Genomic DNA, 11,343 nt, shown 5'->3' with positions numbered 1-11,343 from the left:
GAGTCGCCGTGGGGGCAAGGGTTGTCAGTCGACTGCGGGACCGCCGTGGCCGTTCGCGCCCACGCGGCGGTAGCCGCGGATCGAGCAGAGTCCCGCGCCCCCGAAGGCAGGGCGCCGCTGCCATCGCATGCCGTTCACCTGGCCCGGCTCGTCACCGATGACGTACCGGACGCGGCGGCCGTGGACACGGCGCGCGGGCGCGCGGCAGCCGCGGGGGCGGCAGCCGCGCGCGAGGCGGGCGTACCGGTCCACGGTCGTCAGGGTGAGAGTCATCGGGGCAAGCCTAGCGAAGATCAGCCCCGGCCGTGGCGGAGTGCGGGATGTTCGCCCGCCGCCACCAGGTCGGAGACCGCCGTCCTGGGGTCCTTGCCGGTGACGAGGGACTCGCCCACCAGGACCGCGTCCGCGCCGGCGTTGGCGTAGGCGATGAGGTCGTGCGGGCCGCGCACGCCGGACTCGGCGACCTTGATGATGTGGTCGGGGATCTCCGGTGCCACCCGCTCGAAGGTGTTGCGGTCGACTTCGAGGGTCTTGAGGTTGCGGGCGTTCACGCCGATCACGCGGGCGCCGGCGTCGACCGCGCGCTCCACCTCGTCCTCGTCGTGCACCTCGACCAGCGGCGTCAGCCCGATGGACTCGGCCCGCTCGATGAGGGACTCCAGGGCGGCCTGGTCGAGGGCGGCGACGATCAGCAGGGCGACGTCGGCGCCGTAGGCGCGGGCCTCCCAGAGCTGGTACGACGTGACGATGAAGTCCTTGCGCAGGACCGGGATGTCCACGCGGGCGCGGACCGCCTCCAGATCGGCGAGCGAACCGCCGAAGCGCCGCTGCTCGGTGAGGACCGAGATGACGGCAGCGCCGCCCGCCTCGTAGTCGGCGGCGAGTCCCGCCGGGTCGGCGATGGCGGCCAGGGCGCCCTTGGAGGGGCTGGAGCGCTTGACCTCGCAGATGACCTTGACGCCGTCGCCGCGCAGGGCGGCCGCGCCGTCCTTGGCCGCGGGAGCCTTCGCCGCGCGCTCCTTGAGCTCGTCGAGGCTGACGCGCGCCTGCCGCTCCGCGAGGTCGGCACGGACTCCGTCGATGATCTCGTCGAGCACACTCACGCGAGCGGCCCCCTTCCAGACTCTTGACAGTTCCAGCGACCAGTCGGAAACCGATGGTCACTGCGATGGTATCCGCAGCAGGGCGTAGGCCTCGCATCCGGTTGACGCCGGTCCCACTACCTGGACATCCGCCCGATGATCAAGGATGGAGCCAGCCACCGAAGGGCAGGTTCCGGACAACCGTGAAGACCAGCAGCAACGCGCCGAGGCCCCACACCAGCCCGGGGCGCGGGTCGATCCGCAGCGGGCGCCCGCGCACGGCGTGGACCACCCATACGGTCCACAGCACGGCGCAGGCCAGATAGCCGAGGACGGCGAGCGCGTTGGCCTGCAGGGCGGCCGGCAGATCGCCGTGCACGAACGCGTGGGCGCTGCGCAGTCCGCCGCAGCCGGGGCAGTACAGGCCCGTGTGGCGCAGCAGCGGGCAGACCGGGTAGTGACCGGGCTCGTTCGGGTCCACCGCGCCCACGTAGGCGAAGGCGGCGACGGCACCCGCCAGGAGCCCGGCGGGTACGGCCAGACGTCCCGGGAGACCGTGCGTCACGCTTCGGCTGTCGGCGTTCACGGTAGGCATTGTGCCCCGCACACGCGTGAGGGGCGGTCCCGGCACCCCGGTGCCGGCCGCCCCTCACGCGGGATGCGCGTCGTTCCGCCGGGTTCAGCCCTCGGCGCGCGCCGGCTCGCGGTCGCCCGTCATCTGGTGCGGGGCGTGCAGGTCCTTGGGCTGGCCCAGGCCCATCATCCGCATGATGCCGCCGACGACACCGCCGAGGAGCACGACCACCATGCCGGCCCAGAAGCCCGCCGGCTGGTCCATCACCATGAACGCGCCCGCGACGCAGAAACCGATGAAGGCGATGATGACACCGGTCCAGGCGGCCGGGGTGTGACCGTGGCTGCTGCCCGCCATTGCTTGCTCCTCGTTGCTGTGTGCGTGTCTGAGCAGGACGCTCGGGGCCATTGTCCCGCACCCGCGCGCGGACGGTGACCGGGGGTGCTCCCCGGACTCACTCGTGCGGCTCAGGCCCCGGTCGGGTCCTCGCCGCGGTCGAGCGCCTTCCACAGCTCCTCGGGCCGGTCGGGGTCGGCGGCGGGGGCCCGGCGGCGCGGCCGGGGCGTGCCGCCGCGCTCGTAGCGGCCGGACATCGCGGGCCACAGCCGGCCGTAGCGCAGGGCGAGCAGCCCGGCCAGCAGGAGCAGCACGCCGCCGACGGCCGCGACGTACGGCCAGGCGGTGTGGCTGAGGGCGGCCACGGAGGCGGAGGTGTCGCCGGAGGCCCGGGCGGCCTTCTCGTCGAGCGCGGAGCTGTCGGAGGCGCCGAACAGGGCGGCGGCGACCGTGCCCGCGCCGGAGAGCGCCAGCAGCGCGGCCACCACGACGCGGCCGGCGCGGCGGACCGCGAAGACGGCGACGAGCGCGGCGAGACCCACGACGGCGAGCGCCGCGGGGACGCCCGTGACGTCGCTGCCGCTGGCGGTCAGCGGGAAGGCACCGCCGGCCACCCTCGCGGTGCCCTCCGACCACTGCTGCCGGGTGGCGAGGAGCGCCACGGCAGCGCCGAGCGCGCCGCACAGCAGCGCCACGGCGAGGCTCAGGCGGCCGGCCCGGGCGGATCCGGCGGCCGGGGAACGGGGGTGAGGTACGGCAGTCACGTACCCCACTATCGCCTGAACCCCGGGCGAACCGTCACCCGGGGGTCGTCTCAGGCCTTGCCCAGCCGGTTCGCCGTGTGCACGGCCCGCAGGACGGCGGCCGCCTTGTTGCGGCACTCGGTGTCCTCGGCGACCGGGTCCGAGTCGGCGACGATCCCCGCTCCGGCCTGCACGTACGCCGTGCCGTCGCGCAGCAGGGCGGTGCGGATGGCGATGGCCGTGTCGGAGTCGCCGGCGAAGTCGAGGTAGCCGACGCAGCCGCCGTACAGGCCGCGCCGGGACGGTTCGAGTTCGTCGATGATCTGCATGGCGCGGGGCTTGGGGGCGCCGGAGAGGGTGCCGGCCGGGAAGCAGGCGGTGAGGACGTCGAAGGCGGTGCGCCCGGCGGCCACGCGGCCGGTCACCGTCGAGACGATGTGCATCACGTGCGAGTACCGCTCGATGGACATGAAGTCCACGACCTCGACCGAGCCGGGTTCGCAGACCCGGCCCAGGTCGTTGCGGCCGAGGTCGACGAGCATGAGGTGCTCGGCGCGCTCCTTGGGGTCGGCGAGTAGCTCGTCGGCGAGGGCCTGGTCCTCCTGCGGGGTGGCGCCGCGCCAGCGGGTGCCGGCGATGGGGTGCACCATGGCCCGGCCGTCCTCGACCTTGACCAGGGCCTCCGGGGAGGAGCCGACGACGTCGAAGCCGTCGAAGCGGAACAGGTACATGTACGGCGACGGGTTGGTCGTGCGCAGCACCCGGTAGACGTCCAGCGCGCTCGCCGTGCACGGCGTCTCGAAGCGCTGCGAGGGGACCACCTGGAAGGCCTCGCCGGCCCGGATGCGCTCCTTGATGTCCTCCACGGCCTCCTGGAACTGGGGGCCGCCCCACAGCGCGGTGTACGCGGGCAGTTCGGAGGGCGGGAGCACGGCCGGGGGCTGGGCGACCGGGCGGGCGAGGTCGGCCTGCATGGCGTCGAGGCGGGCCACGGCGTCGGCGTAGGCCTCGTCGACGCCGGTCTCCAGGTCGTTGTGGTTGATCGCGTTGGCGATCAGCAGGACCGAGCCCTCCCAGTGGTCCATCACGGCGAGGTCGCTGGTGAGGAGCATGGTCAGCTCGGGCAGCCGCAGGTCGTCGCGCTCGCCGGGGCCGATCTTCTCCAGTCGGCGGACGATGTCGTAGCCGAGGTAGCCGACCATGCCGCCGGTGAAGGGCGGCAGGCCCTCCTGGTGGGGGGTGTGCAGGGCCTCGATGGTGGCGCGCAGCGCGGCGAGCGGGTCGCCGTCGACGGGGACGCCGACGGGCGGGACGCCGAGCCAGTGGGCCTGCCCGTCGCGGGCGGTGAGGGTGGCCGCCGACCGTACGCCCACGAAGGAGTACCGGGACCAGGAGCGGCCGTTCTCGGCGGACTCCAGCAGGAAGGTGCCGGTGCGCTCGGCGGCGAGCTTGCGGTAGAGCGCGACCGGCGTGTCGCCGTCGGCGAGGAGCTTGCGGGTGACCGGGATGACCCGCCGGTCGGTGGCGAGCTTGCGGAACGTCTCGAGGTCCATGGCGGCCGACCTTACTGATCCGCGGCGGGGGCTGCGGAACCGCCGTCCTTGAGGAGCACGTCCTGGTCGAAACACGTGCGGGCGCCGGTGTGGCAGGCGGCGCCGACCTGGTCGACCTTGACGAGCACGGTGTCGGCGTCGCAGTCCAGCGCCACGGACTTCACCCACTGGACGTGGCCGGAGGTGTCGCCCTTGACCCAGTACTCGCGGCGGCTGCGGGACCAGTACGTGCACCGGCCGGTGGTGAGGGTGCGGTGCAGGGCCTCGTCGTCCATCCAGCCGAGCATGAGCACCTCACCGGTGTCGTACTGCTGGGCGATGGCGGGCAGGAGGCCGTCGGCGCTGCGCTTGAGGCGGGCGGCGATCTCCGGGTCGAGGCGGCTGGGCTCGCTGGTCATGCCGACCATTGTGCCGCGCGCCGGCGGCGGCGCAGGTGGAGTGTCCACTGGGCGGACCCGGTGGGCGGCCGTAGGCTGGCCGCATGTCGACCCATGCCAAGCGTGAACGACTTCTCCTCGCCGACCTGTTGGAGACCGCGGGCCCGGACGCGCCCACTCTGTGCGAGGGCTGGACCACCCGGGACCTCGCCGCACACGTGGTGGTCCGCGAGCGCCGCCCGGACGCGGCCGGCGGGATACTGATCAAGCAGCTCGCGCCGCGCCTGGACCGGGTGATGGCGGAGTACACGGACAAGCCGTACGAGGAGCTGATCCAGCTGATCCGTACCGGCCCGCCGCGTTTCTCCCCCTTCTCGCTCAAGCCGGTCGACGAGGCGTCGAACATCGTCGAGTTCTACGTCCACACCGAGGACGTCCGCCGCGCCCAGCCCGACTGGTCCCCGCGCGAGCTCGACCCGGTCTTCCAGGACGCCCTGTGGTCCCGGCTGGAGCGCACGGCCCGGCTGATGGGCCGCGGCGTGCCGACGGGCCTGGTGCTGCGCCGCCCGGACGGCCAGACGGCGGTCGCCCACCGCGGCACCCCGGTGGTGACGGTGACGGGCGAGCCGTCCGAACTGGTCCTGTTCTCCTACGGCCGCCAGAGCGCGGCCAAGGTCGACCTGGACGGCGACGAGAACGCGATCGCGAAACTGCACGAGACGAAGCAGCTGGGGATCTGAGGACGGACGGCGCCCGGCAGCCCCGGCCGCGGGTGCGGTCCGGGGCTGCCGGCGAGGTCCGAGGGTGTCGCCGCACCGGGGGATCCGGGGGCGGTCACCGCACCAGGGGATCCGGGGGCGTCACCGCACGGGGTGACCGGCCTCCCGCAGCGTCTGCTTGACCTCGCCGATGCGCAGGTCCCCGAAGTGGAACACCGACGCGGCCAGGACCGCGTCCGCGCCCGCCTCGATGGCCGGCGGGAAGTGGGCGAGTCCGCCCGCGCCGCCCGAGGCGATGACGGGGACGGTGACGTGCTTGCGCACGGCCCGGATCATCTCCAGGTCGTAGCCGTCCTTGGTGCCGTCGGCGTCCATGGAGTTGAGCAGGATCTCGCCGGCGCCCAGCTCGGCGGCGCGGTGGGCCCATTCGACGGCGTCGATGCCGGTGCCCTTGCGGCCGCCGTGGGTGGTCACCTCGAAGGAGCCCGCCTCGGTGCGGCGGGCGTCCACGGACAGGACCAGGACCTGGCGGCCGAAGCGCTCGGCGATCTCGCGGATCAGGTCGGGGCGGGCGATGGCGGCGGTGTTGACGCCGACCTTGTCCGCGCCCGCCCGCAGCAGCTTGTCGACGTCCTCGGCGGTGCGCACGCCGCCGCCGACGGTGAGCGGGATGAACACCTGCTCGGCCGTGCGGCGCACCACGTCGTAGGTGGTCTCGCGGTTGCCCGACGAGGCGGTGATGTCCAGGAACGTCAGCTCGTCGGCGCCCTCGGTGTCGTACACCTTCGCCATCTCGACGGGGTCGCCCGCGTCGCGCAGGTTCTGGAAGTTGACGCCCTTGACGACCCGGCCGTTGTCCACGTCCAGGCAGGGGATGACTCGGACCGCCAGGGTCATGAATCGTGCTCCTCTAGTGTTCCTGTGAGGGGGTGCCTCTGAATGCTTCCACTTCCACCGACACCAGGACCCGGGAGTCGATGAAGCCCTGCACGACCAGCAGGGTCGTGGCGGGGCGTACGGCGTCGAACATCTCCTTGTGGGCCCGGCCCACCGCGTCGACGTCACGGGCGTGTGCCAGGTAGACCCGGGTGCGGATCACGGACTCGACGCCGAGCCCGCACTCGCCGATCGCCTCCAGGGCGGTGGTGAAGGCCACCTTGGCCTGTTCGTACGGGTCGCCCTCGCCGTAGAGCACGTCGCCCTTGAAGGCGGTCGTGCCCGCGACGAGCACGCGGTCGCCCGCCGCCACGGCGCGTGCAAAACCGAAGGACTCTTCCCAGGGACTTCCGCTCTGCACACGCCGTACGGCACCGCTCATGACGACACAGCCTCCAAGGCCTCTTCCAGGGTGAACGCCTTTGCGTACAGCGCCTTCCCTACGATCGCGCCCTCGACACCGAGCGGGACCAGCTCGGCGATCGCGCGCAGGTCGTCGAGCGAGGAGACGCCGCCGGAGGCCACGACCGGGCGGTCGGTGGCCGCGCAGACGTTCTTCAGCAGCTCCAGGTTGGGGCCCTGGAGCGTGCCGTCCTTGGCGATGTCGGTGACGACGTAGCGGGCGCAGCCCTCCTGGTTCAGGCGCTCCAGCGTCTCGTAGAGGTCGCCGCCGTCGCGGGTCCAGCCGCGGCCGCGCAGGGTGGTGCCCCGGACGTCCAGGCCGACGGCGATCTTGTCGCCGTGCTCGGCGATGACCTTGGCGACCCACTCGGGGGTCTCCAGGGCGGCCGTGCCCAGGTTCACGCGGGTGCAGCCGGTGGCGAGGGCGGCGGCGAGGGTGTCGTCGTCGCGGATGCCGCCGGAGAGCTCGACCTTGATGTCCATCGCCTTGGCGACCTCGGCGATCAGCTCGCGGTTGTCGCCCGTGCCGAAGGCGGCGTCCAGGTCGACCAGGTGCAGCCACTCGGCACCGGAGCGCTGCCAGGCCAGGGCGGCCTCCAGGGGGGAGCCGTAGGAGGTCTCGGTGCCGGACTCGCCGTGCACCAGACGGACGGCCTGGCCGTCGCGGACGTCGACGGCGGGGAGGAGTTCGAGCTTGCTCACAGGGTTCCGATCCAGTTGGTGAGGAGCTGGGCTCCGGCGTCGCCGGACTTCTCGGGGTGGAACTGCGTGGCCCACAGCGCGCCGTTCTCGACGGCCGCGACGAACGGCTTGCCGTGCGTGGACCAGGTGACCTTGGGGGCCTCGATGGCCGGGTTGTGCGTCTCCAGCGACCAGTCGTGCACGGCGTAGGAGTGCACGAAGTAGAAGCGCGCGTCGGGGTCCAGGCCGGCGAACAGCCGTGAACCGGGCGCCGCGTCCACGGTGTTCCAGCCCATGTGGGGCACGACCTCGGCCTGCAGCGGCTCGACCGAGCCGGGCCACTCGTCGAGGCCCTCGCTCTCCACGCCGTGCTCGATGCCGCGCGCGAAGAGGATCTGCATGCCGACGCAGATGCCCATCACCGGGCGGCCGCCGGACAGCCGCCGGTCCACGATCCAGTCGCCGCGCGCCTCGCGCAGGCCCGTCATGCAGGAGGCGAAGGCGCCGACGCCCGGCACGAGCAGGCCGTCGGCGTTCAGGGCCTTGTCGTAGTCACGCGTTATCTCGACGTCGGCCCCGGCGCGGGCCAGGGCGCGCTCGGCGGAACGGACGTTGCCGAAGCCGTAGTCGAAGACGACGACCTTCTTCTGCGGGCTGCTCAATTCCACACCTCCAGCCTGACGACACCGGCCGCCAGGCACATGGCGGCGCCGATGGACAGCAGGACGATCAGGCCCTTGGGCATCTTCTGCTTGACGAAGGAGTAGATCCCGCCGACGAGGAACAGGCCGACGACGATCAGCAGGGTCGAGATGCCGTTCACAGGGCGCCCTTCGTGGAGGGGAGGATGCCGGCCGCGCGCGGGTCGCGCTCGGAGGCGTAGCGCAGGGCCCGCGCGAGCGCCTTGAACTGGCACTCCACGATGTGGTGCGCGTTGCGCCCGTAGGGCACGTGCACGTGCAGCGCGATCTGCGCCTGGGCCACGAAGGACTCCAGGATGTGCCGGGTCATGGTGGTGTCGTACTCGCCGATCATCGGCGCCATGTTCTCGGGCTCGGTGTGCACGAGGTACGGACGGCCCGACAGGTCGACGGTGACCTGGGCGAGGGACTCGTCCAGCGGAACCGTGCAGTTGCCGAAGCGGTAGATGCCGACCTTGTCGCCGAGGGCCTGCTTGAAGGCGGCGCCCAGCGCGAGGGCGGTGTCCTCGATGGTGTGGTGCGAGTCGATGTGCAGATCGCCCTCGGTCTTCACGGTGAGGTCGAACAGACCGTGCCGGCCGAGCTGGTCGAGCATGTGGTCGTAGAAGCCGACGCCTGTCGACACGTCGACCTTCCCGGACCCGTCGAGGTCTATCTCGACGAGCACCGACGTCTCCTTGGTGACTCGCTCCACGCGTCCCACGCGGCTCATGTGCTCTGCTCCTTCTTCAGTTCACGGACCGCGTCGAGGAACGCGTCGTTCTCTTCGGGGGTTCCGGCGGACACCCGCAGCCAGCCCGGAATGCCGTTGTCCCGGACCAGGACGCCCCGGTCGAGGATCTTCCGCCAGGCCGCGTGCGCGCCGCCCTCGCCGTCGAAGCGCCCGAACTGCACGAAGTTGGCGTCGGACTCGACGACCTCGTAGCCGATCGCGCGCAGCTCGGCGACCAGGCGGTCGCGCTCGGCCTTGAGCTGCTCGACGTAGCCGAGCAGGGTGCCGGTGTGTTCCAGGGCGGCCAGGGCGGTCGCCTGGGTGACGGCCGACAGGTGGTACGGCAGCCGCACGAGCTGCACGGCGTCCACGACGGCGGGGTGCGCGGCGAGGTAGCCCAGGCGCAGGCCCGCCGCGCCGAACGCCTTCGACATCGTGCGGGAGATGACGAGGTGCGGGCGCCCGTCGAGCAGCGGCAGCAGCGAGTCGCCGTGGCTGAATTCGATGTACGCCTCGTCCACGACCACCATCGACGGCTTCGCCGCCTGCGCGGCCTCGTACAGCGCGAGGACCGTCTCGCGCGGCACCGCGTTGCCCGTGGGGTTGTTGGGGGTGGTGACGAAGACGACGTCGGGCTTGTGCTCGGCGATCGCCTGCTCGGCGGCGGCGAGGTCGATCGTGAAGTCCTCGCCCCGCGGCCCGGAGATCCAGCCGGTGCCCGTGCCGCGCGCGATGAGCGCGTGCATCGAGTACGACGGCTCGAAGCCGATCGCGGTGCGGCCCGGCCCGCCGAAGGTCTGCAGCAGCTGCTGGATGACCTCGTTGGAGCCGTTGGCCGCCCAGACGTTGGCCGGGCCGACCTCGTGGCCGGAGGTGTCCGTGAGGTACTGCGCCAGCTGCGTGCGCAGCTCGACGGCGTCCCGGTCCGGGTAGCGGTTGAGGTCGCGGGCCACGTCACGGACCCGCTCGGCGATCCGCTCGACGAGCGGCTCGGGCAGCGGGTAGGGGTTCTCGTTGGTGTTCAGCCGTACCGGGACGTCCAGTTGGGGCGCGCCGTAGGGGGACTTGCCGCGCAGCTCGTCCCGTACGGGGAGATCGTCGATGCGTACGTCGCTCACTTGCCCTGCGGAACCTTCCAGTCGAACCTCGCCTTGATCGCCGCGCCGTGGGCCGGCAGGTCCTCCGCCTCCGCCAGCGTCACGACGTGGTGCGCGACGTCGGCCAGCGCCTCGCGCGTGTAGTCCACGATGTGGATGCCGCGCAGGAAGGACTGGACCGACAGGCCGGAGGAGTGGCAGGCGCAGCCGCCGGTGGGCAGGACGTGGTTGGACCCGGCCGCGTAGTCGCCCAGCGACACGGGCGCCCAGGGGCCGATGAAGATCGCCCCGGCGTTCCTGACCCGGTCGGCCACCGCGGCGGCGTCGGCGGTCTGGATCTCCAGGTGCTCGGCGCCGTACGCGTCGACCACCCTCAGGCCCTCGTCGATGCCGTCGACCAGGACGATCGCGGACTGCCTGCCCTCGAGGGCAGGCACGATCCGGTCCTCGACGTGCCTGGTCGCCGCGATCTGCGGCTCCAGCTCCTTCTCCACCGCGTCCGCCAGGGCCACGGAGTCGGTGACCAGGACGGCGGCGGCCAGCGGGTCGTGCTCCGCCTGGCTGATCAGGTCGGAGGCGACGTGCACCGGGTCGGCCGTGTCGTCGGCGAGAACCGCGATCTCGGTCGGGCCGGCCTCGGCGTCGATGCCGATCTTGCCGGTGAAGTAGCGCTTGGCGGCGGCGACCCAGATGTTGCCGGGGCCGGTGACCATGTTCGCGGGGGCGCAGGACTCGGTGCCGTAGGCGAACATCGCCACGGCCGTGGCGCCGCCGGCCGCGTAGACCTCGTCGACGCCGAGCAGGGCGCAGGCGGCCAGGATGGTCGGGTGCGGCAGGCCGCCGAAGTCGGCCTGGGCGGGTGAGGCGAGCGCGACGGACTCGACGCCGGCCTCCTGCGCGGGCACCACGTTCATGATCACGGAGGACGGGTACACCGACCGGCCGCCGGGCGCGTACAGCCCGACGCGCTCGACCGGGACCCACTTCTCGGTCACGGTGCCGCCGGGCACCACCTGGGTGGTGTGCGAGGAGCGGCGCTGCGCGCGGTGGACGGTCCGGGCGCGGCGGATGGACTCCTCCAGGGCCGCGCGCACGGCCGGGTCGAGCTCCTCCAGCGCGCGCGTGAGCGCGGCGGCCGGGACCCGCACCTGGTCGAGCCGGACCCCGTCGAACCTCTCGGCGGCGTCGATCAGCGCCGCGTCGCCCCGATGATGCACGTCCTCGCAGATCGGACGCACCTTGTCCAGGGCGGCCTGTACGTCGAAGTCGGCTCGGGGCAGCAGGTCACGCAGGGCGGGGCCCTCGGGAAGGGCGTCGCCGCGCAGATCGATTCGGGAGATCACGTGCTCAATTCTCTCAGACCCGGGTGAGGCACCGTCCGTGCGTATCAATGGCTGATACAGAGTGTCGCCCGGCCCCGGAGGATCCCC

The 11,343-nt window shown here is 72.5% G+C and carries 16 protein-coding genes; 1 reads left to right on the top strand and 15 read right to left on the bottom strand.

The window, feature by feature from the left end; genetic code table 11:
• Positions 1-24 precede the first annotated feature (24 nt).
• The 7 genes from trpM to hisI form a co-directional block, all read right to left on the bottom strand.
• On the bottom strand, positions 25-273 hold the full coding sequence (gene trpM, locus ACIGAQ_RS14500; protein WP_399782553.1) for a tryptophan biosynthesis modulator TrpM: 249 nt from the start codon (positions 271-273) through the stop codon (positions 25-27).
• Between the two features lie 20 nt (positions 274-293).
• Complete coding sequence (gene trpC, locus ACIGAQ_RS14495; RefSeq protein WP_362280537.1) at positions 294-1,103, bottom strand: indole-3-glycerol phosphate synthase TrpC; 810 nt, start codon at positions 1,101-1,103, stop codon at positions 294-296.
• A 139-nt stretch (positions 1,104-1,242) separates the two neighbouring features.
• Positions 1,243-1,677, bottom strand: coding sequence for a DUF2752 domain-containing protein (locus ACIGAQ_RS14490; protein ID WP_362280534.1), 435 nt, complete (start codon positions 1,675-1,677; stop codon positions 1,243-1,245).
• A gap of 84 nt (positions 1,678-1,761) precedes the next feature.
• Positions 1,762-2,013 (bottom strand): HGxxPAAW family protein, encoded by a 252-nt coding sequence (locus ACIGAQ_RS14485; RefSeq protein WP_311687732.1) that lies wholly within the window; start codon positions 2,011-2,013, stop codon positions 1,762-1,764.
• Between the two features lie 110 nt (positions 2,014-2,123).
• On the bottom strand, positions 2,124-2,765 hold the full coding sequence (locus ACIGAQ_RS14480) for a TIGR02234 family membrane protein (RefSeq protein ID WP_311687731.1): 642 nt from the start codon (positions 2,763-2,765) through the stop codon (positions 2,124-2,126).
• Positions 2,766-2,806: 41 nt separating this feature from the next.
• Positions 2,807-4,288 (bottom strand): anthranilate synthase component I, encoded by a 1,482-nt coding sequence (locus ACIGAQ_RS14475; protein WP_311687729.1) that lies wholly within the window; start codon positions 4,286-4,288, stop codon positions 2,807-2,809.
• An 11-nt stretch (positions 4,289-4,299) separates the two neighbouring features.
• The gene (hisI, locus tag ACIGAQ_RS14470; RefSeq protein ID WP_394814352.1) at positions 4,300-4,695 is read right to left on the bottom strand and encodes a phosphoribosyl-AMP cyclohydrolase; all 396 of its coding nucleotides are present in this window, start codon (positions 4,693-4,695) and stop codon (positions 4,300-4,302) included.
• 74 nt (positions 4,696-4,769) lie between these two features.
• Between hisI and ACIGAQ_RS14465 the strand changes: the two genes are divergently transcribed.
• The gene (locus tag ACIGAQ_RS14465; protein WP_311687725.1) at positions 4,770-5,405 is read left to right on the top strand and encodes a TIGR03085 family metal-binding protein; all 636 of its coding nucleotides are present in this window, start codon (positions 4,770-4,772) and stop codon (positions 5,403-5,405) included.
• A 120-nt stretch (positions 5,406-5,525) separates the two neighbouring features.
• Here the strand turns inward: ACIGAQ_RS14465 and hisF are convergent, their stop codons facing one another.
• Genes hisF through hisD form a run of 8 tightly spaced genes read right to left on the bottom strand, consistent with a single transcriptional unit; the run spans position 5,526 to position 11,256 of the window.
• The gene (gene hisF / locus ACIGAQ_RS14460) at positions 5,526-6,281 is read right to left on the bottom strand and encodes an imidazole glycerol phosphate synthase subunit HisF (RefSeq protein WP_311687722.1); all 756 of its coding nucleotides are present in this window, start codon (positions 6,279-6,281) and stop codon (positions 5,526-5,528) included.
• Positions 6,282-6,294: 13 nt separating this feature from the next.
• Positions 6,295-6,702, bottom strand: a complete 408-nt coding sequence (locus ACIGAQ_RS14455) for a RidA family protein (protein ID WP_311687720.1) — start codon at positions 6,700-6,702, stop codon at positions 6,295-6,297.
• Positions 6,699-7,424 carry a bifunctional 1-(5-phosphoribosyl)-5-((5-phosphoribosylamino)methylideneamino)imidazole-4-carboxamide isomerase/phosphoribosylanthranilate isomerase PriA gene (gene priA / locus ACIGAQ_RS14450; RefSeq protein ID WP_311687719.1) on the bottom strand — a complete coding sequence of 242 codons (726 nt, stop codon included), beginning with the start codon at positions 7,422-7,424 and terminating at the stop codon, positions 6,699-6,701. Before priA ends, ACIGAQ_RS14455 begins: the two co-directional genes overlap by 4 nt.
• A complete protein-coding gene (gene hisH / locus ACIGAQ_RS14445) occupies positions 7,421-8,065 on the bottom strand; it encodes an imidazole glycerol phosphate synthase subunit HisH (RefSeq protein WP_394814351.1) in 645 nt (214 codons plus the stop codon). Before hisH ends, priA begins: the two co-directional genes overlap by 4 nt.
• Complete coding sequence (locus tag ACIGAQ_RS14440; RefSeq protein WP_010039417.1) at positions 8,062-8,226, bottom strand: hypothetical protein; 165 nt, start codon at positions 8,224-8,226, stop codon at positions 8,062-8,064. The genes hisH and ACIGAQ_RS14440 overlap by 4 nt, the downstream gene beginning before the upstream one ends.
• Positions 8,223-8,816, bottom strand: coding sequence for an imidazoleglycerol-phosphate dehydratase HisB (hisB, locus tag ACIGAQ_RS14435; protein WP_030932889.1), 594 nt, complete (start codon positions 8,814-8,816; stop codon positions 8,223-8,225). Before hisB ends, ACIGAQ_RS14440 begins: the two co-directional genes overlap by 4 nt.
• The gene (locus ACIGAQ_RS14430; RefSeq protein ID WP_311687710.1) at positions 8,813-9,934 is read right to left on the bottom strand and encodes a histidinol-phosphate transaminase; all 1,122 of its coding nucleotides are present in this window, start codon (positions 9,932-9,934) and stop codon (positions 8,813-8,815) included. The genes hisB and ACIGAQ_RS14430 overlap by 4 nt, the downstream gene beginning before the upstream one ends.
• A complete protein-coding gene (gene hisD, locus ACIGAQ_RS14425; protein WP_399782543.1) occupies positions 9,931-11,256 on the bottom strand; it encodes a histidinol dehydrogenase in 1,326 nt (441 codons plus the stop codon). The genes ACIGAQ_RS14430 and hisD overlap by 4 nt, the downstream gene beginning before the upstream one ends.
• Positions 11,257-11,343: the final 87 nt, after the last annotated feature.

The organism is Streptomyces sp. NPDC085932 (assembly GCF_044540525.1).
Classification (GTDB): Bacteria; Actinomycetota; Actinomycetes; order Streptomycetales; family Streptomycetaceae; genus Streptomyces; species Streptomyces levis.
This window is presented reverse-complemented; position numbering and strand designations above follow the sequence as displayed.

Excerpts from the sequence above, each read along its gene's own strand:
- trpM (WP_399782553.1), bottom strand. The coding sequence starts at position 273 with ATGACTCTCACCCTGACGACCGTGGACCGGTACGCCCGCCTCGCGCGC.
- ACIGAQ_RS14490 (WP_362280534.1), bottom strand. The coding sequence starts at position 1,677 with ATGCCTACCGTGAACGCCGACAGCCGAAGCGTGACGCACGGTCTCCCG.
- ACIGAQ_RS14485 (WP_311687732.1), bottom strand. The coding sequence starts at position 2,013 with ATGGCGGGCAGCAGCCACGGTCACACCCCGGCCGCCTGGACCGGTGTC.
- ACIGAQ_RS14475 (WP_311687729.1), bottom strand. The coding sequence starts at position 4,288 with ATGGACCTCGAGACGTTCCGCAAGCTCGCCACCGACCGGCGGGTCATC.
- hisI (WP_394814352.1), bottom strand. The coding sequence starts at position 4,695 with ATGGTCGGCATGACCAGCGAGCCCAGCCGCCTCGACCCGGAGATCGCC.
- ACIGAQ_RS14465 (WP_311687725.1), top strand. The coding sequence starts at position 4,770 with ATGTCGACCCATGCCAAGCGTGAACGACTTCTCCTCGCCGACCTGTTG.
- hisF (WP_311687722.1), bottom strand. The coding sequence starts at position 6,281 with ATGACCCTGGCGGTCCGAGTCATCCCCTGCCTGGACGTGGACAACGGC.
- ACIGAQ_RS14455 (WP_311687720.1), bottom strand. The coding sequence starts at position 6,702 with ATGAGCGGTGCCGTACGGCGTGTGCAGAGCGGAAGTCCCTGGGAAGAG.
- hisB (WP_030932889.1), bottom strand. The coding sequence starts at position 8,816 with ATGAGCCGCGTGGGACGCGTGGAGCGAGTCACCAAGGAGACGTCGGTG.